The 23,762-nt window shown below is 69.5% G+C and carries 24 protein-coding genes; 17 read left to right on the top strand and 7 right to left on the bottom strand.

What is annotated here, in order from left to right:
- Positions 1–51: 51 nt before the first annotated feature.
- Positions 52–414 (top strand): hypothetical protein, encoded by a 363-nt coding sequence (locus tag ACFO5K_RS26520; protein ID WP_378568514.1) that lies wholly within the window; start codon positions 52–54, stop codon positions 412–414.
- A gap of 65 nt (positions 415–479) precedes the next feature.
- Entirely contained in the window at positions 480–1,166 is a 687-nt protein-coding gene (locus ACFO5K_RS26515) for an HNH endonuclease family protein (RefSeq protein WP_378568512.1), read from the top strand.
- 38 nt (positions 1,167–1,204) lie between these two features.
- On the opposite strand, the gene ACFO5K_RS26510 is transcribed toward ACFO5K_RS26515, so the two are convergent.
- Complete coding sequence (locus ACFO5K_RS26510; RefSeq protein WP_378568510.1) at positions 1,205–2,023, bottom strand: sulfurtransferase; 819 nt, start codon at positions 2,021–2,023, stop codon at positions 1,205–1,207.
- A 334-nt stretch (positions 2,024–2,357) separates the two neighbouring features.
- Between ACFO5K_RS26510 and ACFO5K_RS26505 the strand changes: the two genes are divergently transcribed.
- Complete coding sequence (locus ACFO5K_RS26505; RefSeq protein ID WP_378568508.1) at positions 2,358–3,563, top strand: benzoate/H(+) symporter BenE family transporter; 1,206 nt, start codon at positions 2,358–2,360, stop codon at positions 3,561–3,563.
- A 142-nt stretch (positions 3,564–3,705) separates the two neighbouring features.
- Here ACFO5K_RS26505 and ACFO5K_RS26500 read toward each other — a convergent pair whose 3' ends face one another.
- Positions 3,706–4,200, bottom strand: coding sequence for an Lrp/AsnC family transcriptional regulator (locus tag ACFO5K_RS26500; RefSeq protein ID WP_378568506.1), 495 nt, complete (start codon positions 4,198–4,200; stop codon positions 3,706–3,708).
- Positions 4,201–4,370: 170 nt separating this feature from the next.
- Between ACFO5K_RS26500 and pdhA the strand changes: the two genes are divergently transcribed.
- The 4 genes from pdhA (at position 4,371) to ACFO5K_RS26480 (ending at position 8,677) form a co-directional block, all read left to right on the top strand.
- Entirely contained in the window at positions 4,371–5,453 is a 1,083-nt protein-coding gene (gene pdhA / locus ACFO5K_RS26495; protein WP_378568504.1) for a pyruvate dehydrogenase (acetyl-transferring) E1 component subunit alpha, read from the top strand.
- Entirely contained in the window at positions 5,450–6,424 is a 975-nt protein-coding gene (locus ACFO5K_RS26490) for an alpha-ketoacid dehydrogenase subunit beta (protein WP_378568502.1), read from the top strand. The genes pdhA and ACFO5K_RS26490 overlap by 4 nt, the downstream gene beginning before the upstream one ends.
- 17 nt (positions 6,425–6,441) lie before the next feature.
- Positions 6,442–7,770 (top strand): dihydrolipoamide acetyltransferase family protein, encoded by a 1,329-nt coding sequence (locus ACFO5K_RS26485; RefSeq protein WP_378568500.1) that lies wholly within the window; start codon positions 6,442–6,444, stop codon positions 7,768–7,770.
- A gap of 103 nt (positions 7,771–7,873) precedes the next feature.
- The gene (locus ACFO5K_RS26480) at positions 7,874–8,677 is read left to right on the top strand and encodes an SDR family oxidoreductase (protein WP_378568498.1); all 804 of its coding nucleotides are present in this window, start codon (positions 7,874–7,876) and stop codon (positions 8,675–8,677) included.
- A 94-nt stretch (positions 8,678–8,771) separates the two neighbouring features.
- Here ACFO5K_RS26480 and ACFO5K_RS26475 read toward each other — a convergent pair whose 3' ends face one another.
- Both ACFO5K_RS26475 and ACFO5K_RS26470 read right to left on the bottom strand, forming a co-directional pair.
- On the bottom strand, positions 8,772–9,188 hold the full coding sequence (locus tag ACFO5K_RS26475; protein WP_378568496.1) for an acyl-CoA thioesterase: 417 nt from the start codon (positions 9,186–9,188) through the stop codon (positions 8,772–8,774).
- A gap of 27 nt (positions 9,189–9,215) precedes the next feature.
- The gene (locus ACFO5K_RS26470; RefSeq protein ID WP_378568494.1) at positions 9,216–10,166 is read right to left on the bottom strand and encodes an AraC family transcriptional regulator; all 951 of its coding nucleotides are present in this window, start codon (positions 10,164–10,166) and stop codon (positions 9,216–9,218) included.
- 81 nt (positions 10,167–10,247) lie between these two features.
- Here ACFO5K_RS26470 and ACFO5K_RS26465 point away from each other — a divergent pair, with 81 nt between their 5' ends.
- Entirely contained in the window at positions 10,248–11,093 is an 846-nt protein-coding gene (locus ACFO5K_RS26465) for an NAD(P)H-binding protein (protein ID WP_378568492.1), read from the top strand.
- 12 nt (positions 11,094–11,105) lie between these two features.
- A complete protein-coding gene (locus tag ACFO5K_RS26460) occupies positions 11,106–12,521 on the top strand; it encodes an MFS transporter (protein ID WP_449289698.1) in 1,416 nt (471 codons plus the stop codon).
- Positions 12,522–12,684: 163 nt separating this feature from the next.
- Here ACFO5K_RS26460 and ACFO5K_RS26455 read toward each other — a convergent pair whose 3' ends face one another.
- A complete protein-coding gene (locus tag ACFO5K_RS26455; RefSeq protein WP_378568592.1) occupies positions 12,685–13,836 on the bottom strand; it encodes a DUF5925 domain-containing protein in 1,152 nt (383 codons plus the stop codon).
- 107 nt (positions 13,837–13,943) lie between these two features.
- Here ACFO5K_RS26455 and ACFO5K_RS26450 point away from each other — a divergent pair, with 107 nt between their 5' ends.
- Complete coding sequence (locus ACFO5K_RS26450) at positions 13,944–15,554, top strand: MFS transporter (RefSeq protein WP_378568590.1); 1,611 nt, start codon at positions 13,944–13,946, stop codon at positions 15,552–15,554.
- 189 nt (positions 15,555–15,743) lie between these two features.
- On the opposite strand, the gene ACFO5K_RS26445 is transcribed toward ACFO5K_RS26450, so the two are convergent.
- The gene (locus ACFO5K_RS26445) at positions 15,744–16,409 is read right to left on the bottom strand and encodes an MspA family porin (RefSeq protein WP_378568490.1); all 666 of its coding nucleotides are present in this window, start codon (positions 16,407–16,409) and stop codon (positions 15,744–15,746) included.
- 35 nt (positions 16,410–16,444) lie between these two features.
- Positions 16,445–17,083 carry an MspA family porin gene (locus ACFO5K_RS26440; protein WP_378568488.1) on the bottom strand — a complete coding sequence of 213 codons (639 nt, stop codon included), beginning with the start codon at positions 17,081–17,083 and terminating at the stop codon, positions 16,445–16,447.
- 178 nt (positions 17,084–17,261) lie between these two features.
- Here ACFO5K_RS26440 and ACFO5K_RS26435 point away from each other — a divergent pair, with 178 nt between their 5' ends.
- Genes ACFO5K_RS26435 through ACFO5K_RS26405 form a run of 7 tightly spaced genes read left to right on the top strand, consistent with a single transcriptional unit; the run spans position 17,262 to position 23,457 of the window.
- Entirely contained in the window at positions 17,262–18,260 is a 999-nt protein-coding gene (locus tag ACFO5K_RS26435) for a FecCD family ABC transporter permease (RefSeq protein ID WP_378568486.1), read from the top strand.
- Positions 18,257–19,324: a FecCD family ABC transporter permease gene (locus ACFO5K_RS26430; RefSeq protein WP_378568484.1), complete on the top strand. Its 1,068-nt coding sequence runs from the start codon at positions 18,257–18,259 to the stop codon at positions 19,322–19,324. Before ACFO5K_RS26435 ends, ACFO5K_RS26430 begins: the two co-directional genes overlap by 4 nt.
- Before the next feature lie 10 nt (positions 19,325–19,334).
- Entirely contained in the window at positions 19,335–20,147 is an 813-nt protein-coding gene (locus ACFO5K_RS26425; protein ID WP_378568482.1) for an ABC transporter ATP-binding protein, read from the top strand.
- A gap of 42 nt (positions 20,148–20,189) precedes the next feature.
- Positions 20,190–21,185 carry an ABC transporter substrate-binding protein gene (locus tag ACFO5K_RS26420; RefSeq protein WP_378568480.1) on the top strand — a complete coding sequence of 332 codons (996 nt, stop codon included), beginning with the start codon at positions 20,190–20,192 and terminating at the stop codon, positions 21,183–21,185.
- Positions 21,182–22,399, top strand: a complete 1,218-nt coding sequence (entS, locus tag ACFO5K_RS26415) for an enterobactin transporter EntS (RefSeq protein ID WP_378568478.1) — start codon at positions 21,182–21,184, stop codon at positions 22,397–22,399. The genes ACFO5K_RS26420 and entS overlap by 4 nt, the downstream gene beginning before the upstream one ends.
- A complete protein-coding gene (locus ACFO5K_RS26410; RefSeq protein WP_378568476.1) occupies positions 22,399–23,238 on the top strand; it encodes a siderophore-interacting protein in 840 nt (279 codons plus the stop codon). Before entS ends, ACFO5K_RS26410 begins: the two co-directional genes overlap by 1 nt.
- Before the next feature lie 3 nt (positions 23,239–23,241).
- On the top strand, positions 23,242–23,457 hold the full coding sequence (locus tag ACFO5K_RS26405; RefSeq protein WP_378568474.1) for a phosphopantetheine-binding protein: 216 nt from the start codon (positions 23,242–23,244) through the stop codon (positions 23,455–23,457).
- Positions 23,458–23,762: the final 305 nt, after the last annotated feature.

The raw sequence follows: 23,762 nt of genomic DNA, 5'->3' as shown, positions 1-23,762 counted from the left end.
TCAAGCGCCGGCTCGGCCGATGAACCCCCTGTCTGTGTGCGGAGGACGGCGATGACGATTCTGCTCCAGGTTCTCGAGCAGAGCTACACCCCCACCACCCCGTGGGAGCGACGCAAATTCACGTTCATCGACACCACGAAGATCGTCGGCATGCGCCTGGACGGCCAATGCGGCGTGTGGCTGGACCTGTCCCTGCCGGGCCGATCCCAGCGACTCGCGCGCACCGCCGATCCCCGGGATTCCATCACCTTTCTGCTCACCGTGTTCGCCGAGATCGCCGGGTGCGAAGAACGCGGTGGATCCTGGTTGGTCGGCCACGACGGCACGCAGGTGTCCTCGATCGCGGCCACCCGCTTCCCACCGCAGGCCAGCGAGCTCGCCGCCGACGAAATCCTGGCCCGCGCCTGGCTGTAGGTGTCGTCACCACCGGCCACCTCGGGCTGCGCGAAGTTGTCGGTACCCCGGACTACAACCTGTACATGGGGAAACTGGGGTGGCTGGTCGTACTCGTGCTCGTGTGTACCGGATGCGGGGTGCTCGGGCCCGATCAGCCGGTCCCGCCCGCGCCGGGTAGTCCGACGCGGGCCGAGGTGGCGGCGCTGCTCGACCAGGTGCGCGTCGTCGCGGCGCGGCCACGGCCCGGCGGGTACGAGCGCGGCTGCAAGGCCGGTCAGGGCTGCGTGTTCGGCCCCGCCTGGACCGACGACACCGATGCGCCCGGTGGGCACGACGGCTGCGACACCCGTAACAATGTGCTGGCCCTCCAGTTGCGCGAGGTGGTACGCCGAGGGCAGTGCGTGGTCGTCGAAGGGATCCTCACCGACCCCTACACCGGCACCGACATCCCGTTCCGCAAAGCCGAAGGCGGCCGCATCCAGATCGATCACGTCTACCCGCTGGCCGCGGCCTGGGACATGGGCGCCGCCGGCTGGACCGCCGAACGCCGCCTGCGTTTCGCCAACGATCTCACGGTGAACCTGCTGGCCACCGGCGCCTCGACGAACCAGTCGAAGGGTGACGACACACCCGGCGAATGGCTACCACCCGCGCGCGCCAACCACTGCTTCTACGCGGGCAAGTACCTCACGGTCGCGGTGGACTACGACCTGCCGATCACCGCCGCCGACAATGCCGCATTGCACGAGATCGCGCGCGGGTGCCCCTGAGACGCCGTGCTCGGCCACCAGCAGCGGATACGCCGCGGTCAGGCGCCCGTCGCGACGGGGCGCTTCGGGTCGTTCGACCACTGCGACCAGGAGCCCGGGTAGAGGGCTGCGTCGATGCCCGCGTGGGCGAGGGCGGCGATCTGGTGGGCAGCGGTGACGCCGGAACCGCAGTACACCGCGACCGGACCCGGACCGAATGCGGTGAAGCGGCTGCGCAGTTCTTCGGGGGTGCGGAAGCGACCGGTTTCGTCCAGGTTCTCGGCGGTGGGGGCGCTCACCGCACCGGGAATGTGTCCGGCGCGCGGGTCTACCGGTTCGACCTCCCCGCGGTAACGCTCCCCTGCCCTGGCGTCGAGCAGCATTCCGGGCCATTTCGCCGCGGTGTCGGCGTCGATCACCGGCAGCGCGCCCGGGCGCACCACCAGATCACCCGGCGCCGGATCGGATTCCGCGCCGGTCGCGAGCTCGCCGCCGGCGGCGATCCAGGCGGGCAGGCCGCCGTCGAGGATGCGGACCTCGGCCACGCCCGCCCAGCGCAGCAACCACCACGCCCGCGCCGCCGCCATCCCGCCGGTGGCGTCATAGACCACCACCGGCTCACCGTCGTTGAGACCCCAACTGCGAGCGCATTTCTCGAACGCGCGGGGCTCGGGCAGCGGGTGCCTGCCCCGCGCGGGTGCGGGTGCGGCGGCCAGCTCGGTCTCCAGGTCGACGAACACCGCCCCGGGAACATGCCCGTCGAGATAGTGCTGTGGCCCATCCGGGTCACCCAGCGCCCACCGCACATCCAGCAGCCGAATCCCGCCGGCCGCCAGCTTCTCCCGAAGTTCCACAGCGGAGATCAACACCGCGCTCACCTTCAGCTCCTCCCGACCGCGCCACCTGCGAACCCACGATCCCGCCACCCTACGCACCACCTCGCACCAACTGGACCCGAACACCGAAACGCCGCACCGCGTCCCCGACTTCACACCGCGAGCGCCGCAGAGCAGGCCCAGCCAGCGCTGCGCAGTGACCGCCCGCCCGAGCTCGGTTGCCCGCCGATTCGCGGGCTGGCACGGTGCGCATCGAGCTGCACGGCCGGGCAGGTCCGGTCGGTACTACTGGTCCCATCTCAGCGAACCCGGAATCAGGCCAGTTTTGCGAGACTGGCAGGCGACACCCAGGACCGGCTCGGGCAATATCTGCACAATGCCGCAGGTCTCCACCACTTCTCCGCCCGATATCGACGACGAACCGGCGGGGCTCGCCCAGCCGCTCGGGGCGGGGACGATCACCGCACTGGTCGGGTTCACGAGTTCGTTCGCGGTGGTGCTGAGTGGGTTGCGGGCGGTGGGGGCGAGTCCGGCGCAGGCGGCTTCGGGGCTGCTGGTGCTGTGTCTCACGCAGGGCCTGGGCATTCTGCTGCTGAGCTTCCGGTACCGCATCCCGATCACACTGGCCTGGTCGACGCCCGGTGCGGCGCTGCTGGTGAGTACCGGATCGGTCGCGGGCGGCTGGGCCGGCGCGGTCGCGGCTTTCGTGGTGACCGGGGTGCTGATCGTGATCACCGGGCTGTGGCACCGGCTCGGTTCGCTGGTCGCGGCGATTCCGGTGCCGATCGCGCAGGCGATGCTGGCGGGTGTGCTGGTCCCGTTGTGCCTGGCGCCGGTGCAGGCCCTGCGGACCTCGCCGGCCGTGGTGGTGCCGGTGATCGTGGTGTGGCTGGTGTTGCAACGGTTCGCGCCGAAGTGGGCGGTGCTGGTCGCCTTCGTTACCGCGGCCGTCGGCACCGGCATCGACATCGCGGTCGACAACCGGCACCTCGACCTGTCCGCCATGGTGCCGACAGTGGAATGGACCGCACCGCAGTGGCATTGGCAGGCGGTCGTCGGCATCGCGGTTCCGCTCTACATCGTCACCATGGCCTCGCAGAACATTCCGGGCGTCGCGGTGATGCGTTCGTTCGACTTCCGGGTCCCGTGGCGCGCCTCGATGCTCGTCACCGGCGTCGGCACCATCCTCGGCGCCGGGGCCGGTGGCCACGCGATCAACCTGGCCGCGATCAGCGCCGCGCTCTCCGCCGCACCCAGCGCCTGCGCCGACCCGAAACGCCGCTGGATCGCCGCGGCCACCGCGGGCGCCACCTACCTCGTGCTCGGCCTCGCCTCTGCCGCCCTGGTCACCTTCATCGCCGCCGCCCCCGCGGGCACCCTGGAAACCGTCGCGGGCCTGGCCCTGCTGGCCACCCTCGCCGCCGCGCTCACCGGCGCCCTCAGCGACTCCGAACACCGGATATCGGCCCTGGTCACCTTCCTCGTAGCCGCCTCCGGCACCACCTTCTTCGGTATCGGCGGCGCCTTCTGGGCCCTGGTCGCCGGCCTCACCGTCCGCCGCTTCCTACCGGCCGGCCACTGAGCGGAGTGTCTCGGCCCGACGCGATTCGTACCGGCCCGCATCGCCGGCCTCGCTGTCCGCCGCCTTCGCTCGCCGACACCCGACCGGACCAGCTTCGGGGTCGAGACTGCGCTGCACAACCGGCTGGGACCGGATGCGCGGGTCAGGCCGGGCCCGCGAGCCGGTCGAGCAGGGGTGCGGTGCGGGGGCCGACGAGTTCGCGCATGACCAGGGCCATGTTGGTGCGTTCCACGCCGGGGATCTTCAGGATCTGGCCGGCGATGCGGTAGAGGTCGTCGGCGTCGCGGGCGACGATGCGGACGGTGAGGTCGGTGGCGCCGGTCATGCCGCACACCTCGGTGACCTCGGGAACGCGGGCCAGTTCGGCGACCACGGCGTCGAGCTGATGCTGGTCGACGACCACCGCGACGAACGCCGCCAGCGGATAGCCGAGGGCTCGCGGGTCGACCCGCCGCTCGAAGCTGCCGAGCACGCCGCCACTGTCCCAGCGCGCCAACCGGGCCTGCACCGTGTTACGCGAGAGGCCGAGGCGGGCGGCCAGTTCCACACCGGTGGCGCGGGGGTTGGCGATCAGTTCGCGCAGCAGCCGCGCATCGGTGGCGTCGAGTGTCACGGCGCCGGGTTCGCGACTGGTCATACAACGCAGTATGACAGCGCAAGTCCCCTGTGAATCATGCATTCTGCTCATCGGCGCGTCGATCACTTGCGCACACGGCTGTATCGTGGATGCTGAGTGATACACATCGCACTCAGCGATTGTCGTACCTGCATCGGCCCACAAGGCGCGGTGGTGAGGAGGCGATCTCGATGTCGGAGAAGCAGACCTATCCGGTCCAGTTGATCCAACCCGATGGCCGTCGGGTGTTCGACCGTGAACACGGCGCACTGGTGGCCGATATCGACGCGGAACGGTTGCGGCGGCTCTATACCGACCTGGTCGTCACCCGCCGCATCGATGTCGAGGCGACCGCGTTGCAACGCCAGGGCCAACTGGGCCTGTGGCCACCGATGCTGGGCCAGGAGGCCGCGCAGGTCGGCTCGGCGCACGCCCTGCAACCGGACGACTACGTCTTCTGTTCCTACCGCGAAACCGCGGTCGCCTACTGCCGTGGCGTGGCACCCGAGCAGCTCACCGCGCTGTGGCGCGGGGTCGCCCACCACTGCTGGGACCCGGACGCGGTGAACATGACCAACGCCAACATCGTGGTCGGTTCCCAGGGCCTGCACGCCACCGGTTACGCCTACGCGGCCCATCTCGACGGCGCCGACATCGCCACCATCGCCTACTTCGGCGACGGCGCCACCAGCCAGGGCGACATCGCCGAGGCCCTCGGTTTCGCCGCCACCTGGAGCGCGCCGGTGGTGTTCTTCTGCCAGAACAACCAGTGGGCGATCAGCGAACCGGTCGCGGTGCAGAGCCACGTGCCGCTGGTGCGCCGGGCCGACGGGTACGGGATGCCGGGCGTGCAGGTCGACGGTAACGATGTGCTGGCCGTGCTCGCTGTGACCCGCGCGGCCGTCGAACGCGCCCGCACCGGCGGCGGGCCCACCTTCATCGAGGCGATGACCTACCGGATGGGCCCGCACACCACCGCCGACGACCCGGGCCGGTACCGCACCGCCGCCGACACCGAGTACTGGGAGCACCGCGACCCGATCGAACGCGTACGCCTGCTGCTCGAACGCGAGGGCGAACTCGACGCCGAGTTCACCAGGAAGGTGGCCGCCGAGGCCGACGAGGTCGCCCGGCGGTTGCGCGCCGCGACGGTGGAGATGCCCGACCCCGATCCGGAGCGGATGTTCGACAACGTCTACGCGACCGAGCACCCCTTGATGGCCGAAGAGTCGCGACAGTTCTCGGCCTACCTCGCCGAAGGAGCGCAGTCATGATCTCCACCTTCGCCGCCGCCCTCAACACCGGTCTGCGCCGGGCGATGGAAGACGACACCAAGGTCGTGCTGCTCGGCGAGGACATCGGCCGGCTCGGCGGGGTGTTCCGGGTGACCGACACCCTGCAGAAGGATTTCGGCGACAACCGGGTGATCGACACGCCGCTGGCCGAATCCGGCATCGTCGGAACGGCTTTCGGCATGGCGCTGCGCGGCTACCGGCCGGTGGTGGAGATCCAGTTCGACGGTTTCGTCTATCCCGCCTTCGACCAGATCGTCTCCCAGGTGGCCAAGATCCACTACCGCACCGGCGGGAAGGTGAAGGCGCCGTTGACGATTCGTATTCCGTTCGGTGGTGGAATCGGTGCGGTGGAGCATCATTCGGAGTCGCCGGAGGTGTATTTCGCGCACACCGCGGGCCTGCGGGTGGTGTCACCGAGTACACCCGTCGACGCGTATTCGATGATCCGCCAGGCGATCGCACTCGACGATCCGGTGATCTTCTTCGAACCGAAACGCCGCTATTGGGACAAAGCCGACGTAGATTTCCAGGCGGAACCAGATCTGGCGCTACACAAGGCACGGGTGTGCACCCGCGGCGCCGACGCCACCGTCGTCGCCTACGGCGGCACCGTCGCCACCGCGCTCGCGGCGGCGAAGATCGCGGCAGCGGAAGGACACTCGCTCGAGGTGATCGACCTGCGCAGCCTTTCGCCGCTCGACGTCGACACCGTCGCCGAATCGGTGGACAAGACCGGCCGGTTGATCATCGTGCACGAAGCACCGGTGTTCGCCGGACTCGGCGCCGAGATCGCGGCGCGCATCACCGAACGCTGCTTCTATCACCTCGAGGCGCCGGTACTGCGCGTCGGCGGCTACGACATCCCCTACCCCCCGGCTAAGCTCGAAAAGCACCACCTGCCCGACCCCGACCGCATTCTGGCGGCGGTCGACCGCTGTCTGGCCGCGTGACGACGAAAGGTGGCCCTGTGCCCGAACCAGCCGCTGGCGACGACGGCCATGTCCTCGAATTCCGCCTGCCCGATCTGGGTGAGGGCCTCGCCGACGGCGACCTGGTGTCCTGGGCCGTCGCGGTCGGCGACACGGTGGAGCTGAACCAGACCATCGCCGAGGTGGAGACCGCCAAGGCGGTGGTGGCGCTGCCGTCGCCGTTCTCCGGCACCGTCGTCGAGTTGCTGGCCACCCCCGGCGACACCATCCCGGTCGGGGCACCGCTGATCCGGGTGCGCAATGATCTCGAGGTGTCGCAGCCACCGACCGCCGAACCCCGCAACAACGTGCTGGTCGGCTACGGCCCCGAGGCCGAAAGCGCCTCGCGCAGACGTAAAGCCACGCCGTCGGCGGCGATGGCGGCGAACACTCCGAGTTCCCATCGCGCCGCGGCGACTCCCGCGGCGCGCAAACTGGCCAAAGAACTCGGCATCGACCTGTGGTATGTCGCGGGTTCGGGCCCCGAAGGGGCCGTCACCGTCGAAGACGTGCGCTCGGCGGTGCCGGTGACCGCGCCACGCACCCCGGCCCGGTCCGGCAGTGCCGCGCCGGCACCGGCCGACGGCCAGTCCACCGACACCGATGCGGGCCTGATCGAACCGACGGCGCGCGAACAACGCACACCCATCTCCGGCATCCGCAAACGCACCGCCGCCGCGATGCAGGCCAGTTCCCGCACCATCCCGCAGGCCAGCACCTTCCTCACCGTCGACTGCACCGCATCGATGGAACTGCTCGACCACCTGCGCACCACCAAGTCCTTCGAAGACCTCACGCTCACCCCGCTGGCGCTGGTGGCCAAAGCCACGCTGGCGGCGATCGCGGAGTACCCCGGGATCAACACCGCCTGGGACGAGCAGAACCAGGAGATCGTCACCAAGCACTATGTGAACCTGGGTATCGCCGTCGCCTCCGACCGCGGGCTGCTGGTGCCCAACCTCAAAGACGCCCAGGCCCTGAGCCTGCGTGAGCTGTGCCGCGAGATCAGCTGGGCGGCCGAGACCGCGCGCTCGGGCAACGCCACCCCGCCCGACCTGCGCGGCGGCACCTTCACCATCACCAATGTGGGCGTCTTCGGCGTCGATACCGGGGTACCACTGGTGAACCCGGGCGAAGCCGCGATCCTGTGCGTGGGTTCCATCCGCAAACGCCCCTGGGTCTTCCGCGACGAACTGGCCGTGCGCTGGGTCACCACCCTGGGCCTGAGCTTCGACCACCGCATGGTCGACGGCGAACTGGGCGCCCGCTTCCTCGCCACCACCGCAGGCTTCCTCGAGGACCCCCTCACCCTGCTCAGCCGCATCTGAAGCCGTATTCGGGGCGCTGTTCGATCGATGCGGGCTGGAGGACGGGTCCAGCTGCCGAGCCGAACCGGTGTGTGGCCGGGTTGGCGCCGTTAGGGTTCGGGGCATGGAGATTGCAGGCAAGGTTGCGGTTGTCACCGGGGGCGGGGGCGGGATCGGGGCCGCGTTGGCGGAGCGGTTGGTTGCCGGGGGTGCGCGGGTTGTCGTCGCCGATATCGACGCCGACAGTGCGGCGAAGGTGGCGGGTGCGCTGGGTGACAAGGCGGTCGCGGTCGGTGGTGATGTGGCCGACGAGCAGGTCATCGCCGTTTTGATCGCCACGGCCGAACGCGAATTCGGGCCGGTGGACCTGTATTTCGCGAATGCGGGGATCGGTGGTGGGCCCGGGCTCGACAGCACCGAAGCGCAGTGGGCGGCCGCGATCGATGTGAATGTGATGGCGCATGTGCGGGCCGCGAAACTGCTCGTGCCGGGTTGGGTCGAGCGGGGCAGTGGGTATTTCGTGACGACCGCCTCGGCGGCGGGGTTGCTGACCCAGCTCGGATCGGCACCGTACTCGGTGACCAAGCACGCGGCGGTCGGCTTCGCCGAATGGCTGTCGGTCACCTACGGCGACCAGGGTGTTCGGGTGAGCTGCCTGTGCCCGATGGGTGTGGACACCCGGTTGCTCAGCGGCGATCTCATCCCCGAGGACCCGGACGCGGCGGCCTTCGCGATCAAAGCGGTGAAGACGGCGGGCGCGGTGCTCAGTGTCGAGGAAGTCGCCGACACGGTGGTCGAGGCGATGGCCGCCGAACATTTCCTGATCCTGCCGCACCCGGAGGTGTTGCAGATGTACCGCAACAAGGGCTCCGACTACGACCGGTGGATCGCGGGCATGCGCCGCTTCCAGACCATGCTGCGCGCGTAGCCCGGCCCCGCCTCCACAGCCCAACCACTCCACGGCCCAGCCGCTCGACGTTGCCGGATGCCCAGCCACCGGGCACTTCGACGGTGGCTGCCGATCAGTCCGTCACGAGCTCGGCGGCGGCCTCGCGCACGATGTCGGGAATCGCGACGGGCTTGCGGGTCTCGGTGTCGACGTAGACGTGGACGAAATCGCCGGTGGCGGCCAGCTCCGGACCGTTCTCGGTGTCGCGGAAGATCGCCAGGTCGTAGGTGATGCTCGAGTTGCCGAGCCGGGAGATGCGCAGCCCCACCTGTAGCTGGTCGGGGAAGCTGATCGACCCGTGGAACCGGCACGAGGTCTGGGCGACGACGCCGAGCGCGGGCAGCGCGGTGATGTCGGTGCCGGTGGCCCGCATCAGCCAGGCGTTGACCGCGGTGTCGAAGTAGGAGTAGTAGGTCACGTTGTTCACGTGACCGTACTGGTCGTTGTCGGCCCAGCGAGTCGGCATCGGCCACAGGACGGGGTAGGTCATGCGGTCATGATGCCAGCCCACGTCCGTTCAGGCGGACGACGACAGGGCAGGCCCGCCGCCGTGGCGGTGATCGCGGGGGCTCACCCCGAAGTGCCGTTTGAACGCGGTGCTCAGCGCGAACGCACTGCCGTACCCGACCTGACGGGCGATGGTCTCCACGGTGGCGTCGGATTCCGACAGCAGGTCCGCGGCCAGCGACAACCGCCATTCGGTGAGGAAGGTCATCGGTGGTTCGCCGACCAGCTCGGTGAACCGGCGGGCCAGCGCCGCCCTGGACATGCCGACCGCTTCGGCCAACGCCACCACCGTCCACGGGTGCGCCGGATTGTGTTGCAGCAACCGCAGCGCCTTGCCGACCAGTGGGTCGCTGTAGGCGTGGTACCAGGCGGGGGCGTCGTCCCGGGCGAACCAGGCGCGCAAGGCCGCGATGAGCAGCAGGTCGAGCAGGCGGTCGAGGACGGCGGTCTGGGCGGGCAGGTCTTTGGTGGCCTCGTCGACGAGCAGGTCGAGCAGCCGGGTGTCGAGCTCGCCGCGCGGCAGTACCGCCATCTGCGGTAGGGCCCGCAGCAGACGTCGGCTCACCGCGCCGGCGGATTCGTAGGTGCCGGTGACCATCATCGTCTCACCGTGGGGATCTGTCCCCCATTGCCGGACGCCGAGACTCAGAGTCTCACAGAGGATTTCGCCGTTCGGTGTGGTCGTGACCTGTCCGGGCAGGATGACGACCTGCGGTTCGGTCGCGGGATCATCGGCGACCGTATACGCCTGCGGCCCACGGAAAACGGCGACATCACCGGCCACGAGCTGACGCGGCGGACCCGACTCGGTACTGACCCAGGCTTTTCCGCGAATCATCGCGAGCACGGTCAGCGGTGCTTCGTCCTGCACGCGCAGTGACCACGGCGGGTTCAGCAACGAGCACATCAGGAACGCGCCGCGGGCGCGTGGGCCTTCGAGCAGACCGGCTAACGCATCCACATCTTTCACAGTAGACGACCGCGCATGTTCGTGAGCGCCACGACGATGTCGCCCGCCCGCCGTGAGGGGTGTACTCATCTCATGACAAATACCGCTGCTCACCAGCCTGTTCACCTCGTCACCGGCGCCACCGGCAAGACCGGTCGCCGCGTCGCCGCATTGCTCGAGGCCGCCGGCCGTCGCGTCCGTCACGGTTCGCGGACCGCCGCGATCCCCTTCGACTGGACCGACCGCGACACCTGGGCGCCCGCGCTGGCCGGCGTCGACTCGGTGTACCTGGCCTTCCAGCCCGATCTCGCCGTCCCCGGCGCCCCGGACGTGATCCGCGCGTTCACCGCCGCCGCCCGGTCCGCCGGGGTGGGATCGGTGGTGCTGCTGTCGGGTCGCGGCGAACCCGAAGCGCTGGAATGCGAACAGGTCGTGCGGGATTCGGGTTTGCGCTGGACCGTCGTTCGCTGCGCGTTCTTCGCCCACAACTTCAACGAGGGCGCCTTCCTCGACGATGTTCTCGCCGGCGCGGTGGCGCTACCCAACGGCGATGTGCCCGAACCGTTCGTACACGTCGACGACATCGCCGAGGTGGCGTTCGCGGCCCTCACCGACGCGCGGCACGCGGGCCAGGTCTACGAGCTCACCGGCCCCCGAGCCCTGACTTTCGCCGAAGCGGTCGCCGAGATAGCCGACGCCACCGGCCGCCGGATCACTTTCCACCCCGTCACCCGCCCCGAATTCGTCGCCACCTTGACCGAATACCAGGTCCCCGGCGAGGTGATCAGCCTGCTCGACTACCTGTTCGGCACCATCCTCGACGGCCGCAACACCCCCACCGCCGACGGCGTCCACCGCGCCCTCAACCGCCCACCCCGCGACTTCACCACCTACACCAAGGAAACCGCCGCCACCGGAGTGTGGACACCCCGCAACTAGCCCATTGGGCTGTTGACCACCAGGCACTCACGCAAACATCGGCCGAACGGAAATCAGCACCAGAGCCTGGTGATCTCGAAGTGCCCGCCCGGTACCGTTGCGGCGGTGAGTTCAGCGGCGGTGGATCGGCGGCTCCGGTCGGCGAGGGGCGCGGTGTTCGGGGCGTTCACGTTGAACGGGTTCTTGCTGGCCATGTGGGTGGTGCACATTCCGGCGATCACCGATCGGACGGGAGTGTCGGCGTCGTTGCTCGGGATGTTCGTGTTGTTGCTGGCGGGGACCGCGATCGTCGGTATGCGGCTCGCGGGGCCGGCGGCGGATCGGATCGGTAGCCGGACGCTGGTGGCGGTGGCGGCGGCCGCGATCTCGGTGACGGTGCTGGGTCCGGGTCTGGCGACCGGGCCGGTGTCGCTGGCGGTGGCGCTGGCCTGCTTCGGCTTCGGCAACGGGGCGCTCGATGTCTCGATGAACACCCAGGCGGTGCAGGTGGAGCGGGCCTACGGACGGCCGATCATGTCGGCGTTCCACGCGATGTTCTCCGGTGGTGGGTTCGCTGGTTCGCTGGTCGGCGCGGCTACGCAGCGGGCCGGTCTGTCGCCGCAGGTGACGCTGACCTGCGCGGGCGTGGCGGGGCTGGTGGTCACCGCGGTGCTGGTGCCGCACCTGGTCGCGCATCGCCGGCCGGGTGCCGTGGCCGAACCCGGCCGGCCGGAAACCGGCTCGCATGTAGAACGCTACGAAGGGGAGACGGAGGGCTCGGTCGAGGGCGTCGTCACGGGCGAAACTGCCGGTGCTGTTCGACAGCGCAGCGGGAGTCGCGAAGTGACGAACCACCCGTCGGCACTGATGAAGCCGGATCGAACCCGAAAAGTTCTGTCCCTCGGTGTGATCGCCTTCGTGCTGCTGCTCGCCGAAGGAGTCGCGGGTGACTGGAGCGCCTTGCAGGCGCGCGAACATCTCGGCGTCGCCGACGGCGCGGCGGCACTGGCTTTCGGCGCCTTCTCCGCGACCATGACGCTGGGCCGGTTCCTCGCCGACCGGGTGAGTGCCGCCATCGGGCCCGTTGCCATCGTGCGCTACGGGAGCCTGCTCTGCGCGGCGGGATTCGCGGTGGTCATCGCGTCGCCGTGGTTGCCGCTCACCCTCATCGGCTGGGCGCTGTGCGGTCTGGGCCTCGCCGGTGGCGTACCCCAGATCTTCACCACCGCCGGCAACCTCGGTGGCAGCACCGCGGCCACGGACATGTCACGGGTGTTCACCATCGGGTACCTGGGCCTGCTGGCCGGTCCGGCGCTGATCGGCTGGCTCACCGCGCTGATCCCCCTCACCGCGGCACTGACCATCCCGCTGGTCCTCACCCTGGCCTGCGCGTGCGCCGCGAGCATCGTCGCACCACCACACCCAGCAGTGCGCCACGGCGACGGCTAGCGACTTCGTTCAGGCGGCCGCTCCCGGCATCGGAGCTCGACCTGAGTGAGGTCGACGAACTCCTGGCCCGAGGCAAGAGAATCCAGGCCATCCGGGCGTATCGCGCACTGCGGCCCGACGCGTCCCCGCTGGAGACGAAGGTGGCCGTGGAGGCGCGGGAACGCTAGAGGTACATGCCCACTTCGGTGGTCGGGGTGGTGGATTGGATCTGGATGCCGCCGTCGCGCAGCGCCACCAGTTCGGCGAGAGTGGCGCCGTCGCTGAAGGAGATGCCAGGGTGAGCATCGGTGTGGCCGGCGAGCCAGTCGCGGGCTTCCGCGGGCGACAAGCGGCCGACCTCGAGCTGGGCCAGGCAGCGGCCGGGGCGCACGACGGCGGGGTGCAGGCGGGAGAGATCCTCGTTGGTGGTGATGGCGATCAGCACCTTGCGGCCCTGGCCGAGCATGCCGTCGGTGAGGTTGAGCAGGCGCGAGAGCTTCTGTCCCGCGGCTTCTTTGGCTTCACCGCGAATGAGTTCGTCGCAGTCCTCGAGCACCAGCAGGCGCCAGCGGCCGTCCTCGTCGTCGCCGTCGGCGCCCGCGGCGACCTCCATCAGGTAGCCGGGATTGCTGAACAGTTCCTCCGGGTCGACCACGCAGTCCACCTGGCACCACGGCGCCCACGAACGGGCGAGCGCGCGCAGCGCGGTGGTCTTGCCGGTGCCGGGTTCGCCGTGCAACAGCACCAGTCGGCCGTTGATGTCGGCGGCACCGAGCGCCATCAGCTGTTCCATGCCCGCGGCCACCGAGCCCGCGTAGTTGCCGCGGATCTGCGGCCACGTGGGCGCCGCGATCCGGCGGCGCCTGCGCACGGGCCGGCGGACATCCATGTGCCAGAAGCCCATCTCCACCGTGTCCTCGGCCGCACGCGACTGCGCCGCGCCCTCGATGGCCTGGGCCAGCACCTCGACCGCCAGCTCGTCGCTCACCGCGCTCACCTCGACGGTGGCCGACCCCCCCGCCCAGCGTGCCGCCCGCAACGACCAGCCTTCGCCCGCGGCGAGCAGCGCGCTGCTGTCGTCGTCGACGACCGAGCGCACGATCAGGGACTGCGCGGGGCGCAGCGGCGCTTCGGGGCGTACGCGATCCAGATGTGCCTGGCGCGCGAAGGGATGCTCGCCGCGCAGGAACGGCGCCAGTGCCAGCGCGTCGATGGCGTCGCGGGTGGAATAGGTGGAATCGATGGCGGCCGACCACGGGAACGGCTCGCCCTGCTCGGCCTGCCGCGCCGGGTCGACGAGCCGGAGCTGTTCATTACGTGTGGACACCGCGCCCATCATCGTGGGCGCGCGCCCGGAATGTCCAGTGACTTGCTGTTGTGTGCTGCGGCATAAACTGCTGGCATGCGGCGCCGATCCGTCGGTAACGTCAAAGGGTGACCTCGATCAAGAGCACCCCGTCGAACGACGAATCCACCCCGACCGCAGGCCTCAAGGAGTGGATCGGACTGGCGGTGCTCGCCCTGCCGACGCTGCTCATCTCGATGGACCTGAGTGTGCTGTATCTGGCGATACCCCACATCAGCGAAGCCCTCCAGCCGAGCAGCTCCCAGCTGCTGTGGATCCTCGACATCTACGGCTTCCTGGTGGCCGGCTTCCTCATCACCATGGGCACCCTCGGCGACCGCATCGGCCGGCGCCGCCTGCTGATGATCGGCGCGGTCGCCTTCGGCGTCGCGTCGGTGGTGGCGGCCTATTCGACCAGCGCGAGCATGCTGGTCGGCACCCGCGCGCTGCTCGGCATCGCCGGTGCCACCCTGATGCCGTCCACGCTGGCGCTCATCCGCAACATGTTCCACGACGACCGGCAGCGCACCACCGCGATCAGCGTGTGGATGACCAGCTTCATGGTCGGCATGGTGATCGGCCCGCTGGTCGGTGGCGCGATGCTGGAGAACTTCTGGTGGGGTTCGGTGTTCCTGGTCGCGGTACCGGCGATGGTGCTGTTGCTCGCGACCGGTCCGGTGTTGCTGCCCGAGTACAAGGATCCGAACCCTGGCAAGCTGGACCTGTTCAGCGCCCTGTTGTCACTGCTGTCGGTGATGGGCGTCATCTACGGCATCAAGGAGCTGGCCAAAGACGGGGTATCGATCGAAGCCATCGGCGTCCTGGCCCTGGGTCTGGCGCTGGGCACGGTGTTCGTGCTGCGCCAGCGGCGCCTGACCGATCCGCTGATCGATCTGGGCCTGTTCGGCAATGTCCGGTTCAGCGGTTCGCTGGTCGCCTTGATGGTGGCCATGCTCGCGATGGGCGGGCTGTTCCTGCTGCTCGCCCAGTATCTGCAGCTGGTGCTGGGTCTTTCGGCCTTCGAGGCCGGGCTGTGGACGGTGCCGCAGGCAGCGGCGATGGTCGTGGCGGCCGGGGTGGTGAGCGCGCTCGCGCCCAGGATCCGGCCTGCCTATCTGATGACGGGCGGTCTGGTGATCGCGATGGCCGGCTACGCCGTGTTCACCCAGCTGTCGGGGACCGACGACCTCGCGTTGATCGTCACCGGCATGGTCGTGTTCTCGCTCGGTCTGAGCCCGATGTTCGTGCTGGGACTCGACCTGATCGTCGGCGCGGTCGACCCGGATCGCGCCGGTGCCGCGTCGGCCATTTCCGAGACAGGGCAAGAGCTTTCGGCCGCACTGGGTGTCGCGGTGATCGGCAGCATCGGTACCGCGGTGTATCGCGGGCAGATGGCGGATCAACTGCCCGCCGGGCTCCCGTCGGAGGTCGCGACCGTCGCCGAGGACACGCTCGCCGGGGCACTGCACGTCGCGACGGCGCTGCCCGAGACGCTCGGCGCCGAACTCACCACGGTCGCGAGGCAGGCGTATACCCATGCGCTGCAGATCAATTCGCTGGTGGGTATCGGTTTGACCGCGATCGCCGCCGCGCTCGTGATGGTGCTGCTCCGACACATCCCGGCACCGAACGACGTGGCGACCGGCTCCGAGCTGAGCGAAGCGGACTCCACCGACCTGAGTAAGGCGGGTTCGACCGACCCGAACTGAGCGGGCCGATCCTGACCCCGATCGAATCAGACCACCCTTGACCTGAATGAAGCGGACGGTCCTGACCGGAGCGAAGCGGACCGCCCGACCTGAACGAAGCGGACGGTCCCGGTCCGAGCGGTCTCCTGCCTGACCGAGCGAAAAGCGGACTCTCGCCGACCTTCCGGTCGGCGAGAGTCCGCTTCGCTGTCAGCCCAGGCTGAACGGCTGGCCCCACAGGCGCAGCTCGGAACGGCCGAACTCGGTGCTCACCTCGACGGCGACGAAGGCACGCGCCTGCGCGTAACCCGCGCAGCCCGCGAGCCCGAGCGTGGAGTCGGCCCAGGTGACCGAGCCCTCCTGGCCACGGAACTTGATGGCGGGGACGCTGCCCCGCTCGCCGTAGGCGTCCGGGCCCTCGACATCGAGCAGCCAGAAGGTCGACGCCTGGCCGGGGCCCAGGGTCAGGTTGCCGCCCGAGGTCACCCCGCCGCTGCCCTTGCCCTGGCTGTTCACCGCGCCGTTGGCGCCACCGTTGGCGTTGCCGCCGGAGATGTCGACCTGGCAGCCGACGACATAGCCGGGGTAGAGCTTGACGCCCTTGTGGGCACCGTGGACCTGCACTTCGGCCCGGCCCGAGGCCCACACGTTGCGGTGCAACGGAGTCGCACCCATGGAGGGGCTGATGTTGACCGACTCGTCACGCAGCCGGATGGTCACCGAGGTGCCGTCGGGCAGTGTTTCGGTGATCTCGCCGCCGGGCAGCGGGATGAAGGTGTCGGCGTGCGCGGCGCCGGTGGAGAACAGACCGAGCGCGACACTCGCGGCCGCGGCCACGACGGCCAGGCGGGCGGTCGCCTTCGTGAAGATGGTCATGCGGAGATTCCTATTCGTCGAAAGGGGCCACCGGGTCAGCCGATGCTGAACGGAGCACCGTAGAGGGTGGTCTTGGAGTAGTGGTCGCCGATGATCTCCACGACGGTGTAGGACCTGGCCTGCGCGTAACCGGCACAACCCTGGATCTGCAACTCGACGTCTTTGTAACTGACGTGGTAGTTGCCCTTCTCGACGATGTCGAAGCCTTCGACGCCGACGAACTTCACCTCACCCGGGCCGAGCTTGACGCCGATGGAGCCACCCGCGTTCACGCCGCTGGTGGAGATGCCACCGGAGACGCCCGCCGAGATGGCGTTTTCGGCGATGCTCACCTGGCAGCCGACGATGTAGCCGGTATTGATCCGTGAGGAGCCGTGGGTCGAGGAGTTGTTGGTGCCCGGGTTGCCGGCGCCGCCGACCCACGGCCGGGGGTCGCCCTTCGGGGTCTCGGCGACTTCGGCCAGCACCGTTCCGCTCACCCACGCCACGCGCCCGGCGCCGTTGGCCGCCATCGACGGCGAGATCAGGGCGCTTTCGCCCACGCGCTTGATCAGCACGCCGGGTCCGGCCCTCTCACCGTCGGGGAGCGGAACGAAGGTGTCCGCGTTCGCTGATCCGCCGGCAACGGCCAGCGCGGCCGTGGCCATCGCGGTGGCCGCAAGCATTTTTCGCATCGTGGATGTCCTCATCAACTGTTGTGACCGATTCGCACCGATCTTGAACAGATGGGACCTTAGACAGGTTAGGCTCACCTATCAAGACCTTGCCTCGGCTAACTTTGAATCAGGCAAGGCTCACCTAAATCTGAGCTACGCTGCCGGGTGACGTAGTTCGATGTGAGAGAGATCCCTGATGAGAAGTCCGCGCTGGTCCGGCTGGTTGGTGACGGTGACGTTGCTGCTCGCGGCCTGTTCGCTGAGCCTGCTGGTCGGCACGAAAGCGATTCCGGTCGGCGAGGTCTGGCACGCCGTCACCGGATCGGTGACCACGCCCGACCACATCACCATCACCGAATACCGGCTGCCCAGAACCGTGCTCGGGCTACTCGCCGGACTGGCTCTCGGTGTCGCGGGCTGCCTGATGCAGGGGCTCACCCGCAACCCGCTCGCCGACCCCGGATTGCTCGGGGTGAACGCGGGCGCGGCCTTCGCGATCACGATCGCGGTGGGACTGCTCGGCGTGAGTGATCTCACCTCCTACGTCTGGTTCGGGTTCCTCGGCGCCGCAGTGGTTTCGGTGGTCGTGTACCGGCTCGGCACCGCCGGCCACAGCGGCACCGACCCGATCCGCCTGACCCTGGCCGGCGTGGCCGCCACCGCCGTGCTGGGTGGACTCACCCGTGGCCTGATGCTGCTCGACCCCAAGGCGTTCGACGAGATGCGGCGCTGGGACGCCGGTTCGCTCACCGGCCGCGGATTCGACATCATCGCGGGCGCCACGCCGTTCATCCTGGTCGGCTTGCTGATCGCCGCGGCCTGCGCGCGCTCACTCAATACCGTCGCGCTGGGCGATGACCTGGCCCGCGCGCTCGGCGTGCACGTCACCCGCACCCGGCTGCTCACCGCACTGGCGCTGGTGCTGCTGTGCGGCACCGCGACCGCGGCCGTGGGCCCGATCGCGTTCGTCGGCCTCGCGGTGCCCCACATCGCCCGCTGGCTGGTCGGTCCCGATCAGCGCTGGATCTTGGCGTACTCGCTGGTGCTCGCGCCGCTGCTGGTCCTCACCGCCGATGTCCTCGGCCGCGTCATCATCCGCCCCGACGAGGTCCCCGCCGGGCTGGTCACGGCGTTCCTCGGCGCGCCGATGCTGATCTGGCTGGCCCGCCGTGCACGCGTGGGAGCCGCGGCATGAACGATCAGCGCCCCACGAAAATCGACTTCGGACGCACCACAGTCCTGTTCCGTCCGCGGCGCCTCGGCCTCACCGCCAGGATCGGCGTGCGCACCGTGGTGGTCTGCGCGATCCTGCTGGCGATCGCCGTCGTCACCGCCGTCATCGCCCTGGGCAGCGGCGAATTCCCCATTCCCGCTGCGCGCGTGCTGCGCGCGGTGTTCATCGGCGACGAGCGCTTCGACCGGCTGGTGGTGTGGGATTGGCGGCTGCCACGCATCCTGCTCGCGCTGGCTCTGGGCGCGGCGCTGGGCGTGAGCGGTGCGATCCTGCAGTCGGTGACCCGGAACCCACTGGGCAGTCCCGACATCATCGGATTCAGCACCGGCGCCTACACCGGGGCCCTGCTGGTGATCCTGATCCTCGGCGGCGGGAACTTCCAGACCGCGGCGGGCGCGATGATCGGCGGCCTCGGCGCCGCCCTGGTGATCCACCTGCTGGCGCTGCGCCACAACGTATCCGGCTTCCGGCTGATCATCGTCGGTATCGGTGTGAGCGCCATGCTCGCCTCGGTCAACACCTGGCTGATCATGCGGGCGGATCTGGACGCGGCGATGTCGGCGGCGGCCTGGGGCGCGGGCTCGCTCAACGGGCTGTCGTGGCCGCAGGTCGCGCCGACGATGCTCATCCTGGCGGTGCTGGCGCTGGCGGTGATCCCGGCCGCGCCCCGCCTGCAGATCCTCGAACTCGGTGACGACACCGCACGCGCTCTCGGGCTCGACGCGAGCAGAGCCACCGGTTGGCTGATCGCGCTCAGCGTCGGATTCACCTCGCTCGCCACGGCCGTCGCCGGGCCGATCGCCTTCGTCGCGCTGGCCGCCCCGCATCTGGCGCGCCGGCTCACCCGCACCCCGTCGATCGCCCTGGCCCCCGCCGCGGTGATGGGCGCGACCCTGCTGATCACCTGCGACTGGATCGCCCAGCACGCCTTCGCCCCCACCACGATCCCGGTCGGCATCGTCACCGGCTCGATCGGCGGGCTGTACCTGGCGTATCTGCTCGTCGTCGAGGCACGGCGGAACTAGGAAAGCGACAATGAACGACTCTCACCCCGCGCGGTTGCGCGCCGACCGAGTCCGGCTCGGGTACAAGGGCAACACGATCAGTGACCAGCTCTCCGTGGACATTCCGGACGAGAAGTTCACCGTGATCATCGGCCCGAACGCCTGCGGCAAGTCCACGCTGCTGCGCGCGCTGGCCCGGCTGCTCACCCCCGAAGCCGGGACCGTACTGCTCGACGACAAGCCGGTCACCGACTATCCGGCCAAAGAACTGGCCCGCCGGGTGGGCCTGCTGCCGCAGAGCTCGACCGCGCCCGACGGTATCCGGGTGGCCGATCTCGTCGCCCGCGGCCGCTATCCGCATCAGACGATGCTGCGGCAGTGGTCGCGCGCCGATGAGGAGGCCGTGGCGGCGGCGATGGCGGCCACCGGCGTCACCGAGCTGTCGGCGCGGCCGGTCGAGCAGCTCTCGGGCGGGCAGCGGCAACGGGTGTGGATCTCGATGGTGCTCGCCCAGCAGACGCCGATCATCCTGCTCGACGAGCCGACCACCTACCTCGATATCGCCTACCAGATCCAGCTGCTGGATCTGTGCCGCTCACTCAATCGCGACTCCGGTCGAACCGTGGTCGCGGTACTGCACGACCTCAACCACGCCTTCCGCTACGCCGACCACCTGATCGCCATGCGCGACGGGCGGGTCGTCGCCTGCGGGGAGCCCGCCGAGATCGTCACCGCCGAGCTGGTTCGCGAAGTGTTCGCACTGCGTTGCCGGATCGTCGCCGACCCGGAAACCGGTACGCCACTGGTGATCCCGCTGGCCGAGAACGCCGCGCAGGTGCACTGAGTGGCACGGCGCCACCATCGCAAGAAATGAGGAATCCCGTCCATGTTCACCAACCGATCCGCCGGCCGTCGCCGCGCCGCGCCCGCCCTGCTGATCCTCGCGCTCGTCGCGGTGCTCACCGCGTGCGGTAACTCGTCCTCCGGGACCACCGACGCCGGTCCACGTACGGTGGCCTCCGCGAAGGGCCCGGTCCAGGTACCCGCCGACCCGCAGCGCATCGTCGTGCTCAACGGCAATCTGGCCGGCTACCTCTACGACCTCGAGGCCACCGTCGTCGCGGCCGACCCGCGCCTGCTCGGGGTTCCGAACAAGCCGGGCGAATTCCCCACCGGCTGGGCCGAGGACGCGAAACAACAGGGCACCCAGGCCGTGCCGTCCGGTGAGAGCATCAATCTCGAGTTCATCGCCGCCCAGCGCCCCGATCTGATCATCGGCGGTGGTCAGGGCTTCCCCGGCCAGCAGTCGGTGAACGCCTACGACCAGCTCAGCGCCATCGCCCCCACGGTGCTGCTGCCGACCGAGACCACCTACTGGCAGGACCAGCTGCGGTTCATCGCCGAAACCGTGAACAAGCCGGCCAATGTCGACACCTTGATCTCGAACTACCAGGCCAAGCTCACCGAGGCCAAGAGCAAGATCAAGCCGCCCGCCGGCGCGACCGTGGTGTTCCAGTCGATCAAGAGCCAGAAGCCCACGGTCTTCGTGCCCACCGCCGCCCTGCCCGCACTGCTCGCGGAGGTCGGCTTCACCCTGGACACGCAGGTGGAAGCCAAGGCGGGCAACCCGGCCAAGGAGCAGAGCGCCGACTTCATCAGCTTCAGCCCGGAACTGCTCAACACCGTGGTCGACGCGCCGGTGCTGTTCGCCATCCCGCTCAGCGGCGGACGTCCGGTCGAGCAGCTGCGCGGCGACCCGCTGTACGCCTCGTTGCCCGCGTTCCGGGCGAACACGGTCTTCGAACTGCCCGCCACCAGCTCGCGACCCGACTACCGCACCGTCATGACCACCCTCGACCTGCTCGTGGAACGCTTCCGGTGACCACGGGACTGCTCATCGACCTCAGCCCGCTGCGGGCCTCGCGCCCTTTCCGGTGCGCGTTCGCGGCGCGGCTGGTGTCGGTGCTCGGCATCGGGCTGCTCATGGTGGCCCTGCCGTTGCAGGTCTACCAGCTCACCGGTTCGAGTCTGCAGGTCGCCGGGGTCGCCACCACCACCGCGGCGGCGCTGTTCGCCGGCAGTCTCGCCGGCGGCGTGGTCGCCGACCGATACGACCGACGCACGGTGATCCAGTGGTCGCGCAGCGCCGCGGGAATCGGATTCCTGCTGCTCGGAGTGAACGCCGTGCTGCCGGATCCGATGCTGTCGGCGATCTATCTCGCCGCCGTCATCGACGGCCTGGCGGGCGGCGTGAGCGGTTCGGCACTGATGGCCATGGTGCCGGCGCTGGTCGGCCGGGAGAAGGTGGCCGCGGCCGGTGCGCTGGTCTCGCTCACCACCGACCTCGGCACGATGATCACCCCGGCGGTCGCCGGTCTGCTCGTCGCGAAAACCGGTGTGGCCACTGCCTATTTCCTCTGCGCCCTGGCCACCACCGCGACCGTCGGGCTGATCACCGCGATCGGGCCGTCGCCGCCACCGCAACGCGAGCTGCAGAACCCGGTGCGTGAACTGGCTGCAGGCATCGCCTTCGCCGTGCGCCACCAATCCATCCGGCTCATCCTGGCGACCGGGCTGATCGGAATGCTGGTCAGTGGACCGCTGGTGCTGCTGCCCGCCTTCGCCGACGTCGAACTCGACGCGGGACCGGGCACCCTCGGCCTGCTCTACGCCGCGCCCGGTGCCGGTGCGGTGCTCGGCACGCTGACCAGCGGCTGGATGAGCCGGGTCAACACCGGCCGGGCCCTGCTGGTTTCGCTGGCGCTGATGCCGATCGGCGTGATCGCGGCCGGGTTGTGGTCGCACGCGGCGCTGGTGTTCCTCGGACTGGCCGGGTTCGGCCTGGCCAGAGCGGTGAACATGGTGCTGCGCTACGCCATGCTCCAGCAGGCCGCGCCCGATCACCTGCGCGGCCGCATGTCGGGTCTGCTGATGGTGCAGTCGGTCACCGGCACCGCCGTCGGCTCCATGGTGGCCGGTTTCGCCGGGCAGCTGTTCGCTCCCGGCCGCGCGCTCGTGCTCTACGGCGTCGCGGTCCTCGTACTCACCGCCCTGATGGCACTCGCCGCCGGGCCACTGCGCAGAAAGGAACAATGATGACCGATCGCACCGCCTACGCCGAGGCCATCGCCGAGGTGCTCGCCGGGGACCACGGCGCCAAGGTGCCCTACCCGATCGGGCTCCAAGAAGTGGAAGTACTGCGGGTCGTCCCCGTGGGGTCGGCACTGCTGCGGATCACCTTCGGCGGGCCCGAGATCGGGCAGTTCCACAGCTACGTGCCCGATGAGCATGTACGGCTGATCTTCCCGAGCGAAGACGGCGTACTCCGGCTGCCCAAACGCGAGGGCGCGATGCTCGAGTGGGGTAACCCGCGACCGGTTTCGCGCGAGTACACGGTGCGCCGCCACAGCGTCGAAGACGGCGAACTCGACATCGAGTTCGTCATCCACCCCGGCGGTCTCGCCTCCGAGTGGGCCACCTCGGTGACTCCGGGCACCAAGGTGCACATCGCCGGTCCGCCCGGTGGCGTCGTCATCCCGGAGACCTACGACGACTACCTGCTCGCCGGTGACATCACCGCGCTGCCCGCCATCGCCCGCTGGCTCGAGCGGATGCCACGCGACACCACCGGCTGGGCGTTCATCGAGGTGGCCGGACCGAGCGAGGAGATCCCGCTCGACCCGCCCGCCGGGGTGCGGGTGCGCTGGCTGCACCGCGGCGAACTCGCGCCGGGCACCAGCGACCTGCTCGAACAGGCCGTGCGTGAGGTGAAAGTCGCCGCCGGTCATCGCGTTTACGCGTGGGCGGCCGGCGAGGCGGGCTGCCTGCGCGGAATCCGCAGGTTCATCCGCGACGACCTGGGGATCGGCCCCAAGGACTCGCTCATCGCCGGGTACTGGAAGCGCGGCGTCACCGACTTCGATCGAGAGGACTGAGACATGACCGACGAACAGGTGATCGGTGACGTGGCCACCGTGCTGGGTGTCGACCCGGCCGAACTCACCGCGCAGACCGATCTACTCGATGCCGGGCTCGACTCGGTGCGCATCATGTCGCTGGTGGAGAAATGGCGGACGGCTGGACATGCGGATATCGACTTCCCCACACTCGCGGGCGAACCCGTACTCGGCACCTGGATCGAACTGCTGGCCTGAGCTCCGTCGGCGACCTGAGCGCGGTCAGCGACCTGAGCGCCGTCGGCGGCCTGAGCACGGTCAGCGACCTGAGCGCCGTCGGCGGCCTGAGCACGGTCAGCGACCTGAGCGCAGTCAGCGACCTGAGCGCGATCAGCGACCTGAGCGAGCGCCTGCCGGGCAGACTGTGACCGGGCGGATAACGGCGGAGCAGACTGCGACCGGGCGGATAACGGCGGAGCAGACGGAGGCCGGGCAGACTGCGACCGGGCAGACGGAGGCCGGGGGCGGTCGGACATCTGTGCCGCCCCCGGCCGCCCGCGTGG

Source organism: Nocardia halotolerans (assembly GCF_042650145.1).
In the GTDB taxonomy this organism is placed as follows: Bacteria; Actinomycetota; Actinomycetes; order Mycobacteriales; family Mycobacteriaceae; genus Nocardia; species Nocardia halotolerans.
Note: the sequence above shows the minus strand (reverse complement) of the source record. Positions and strands in the feature narration are given on the sequence as shown.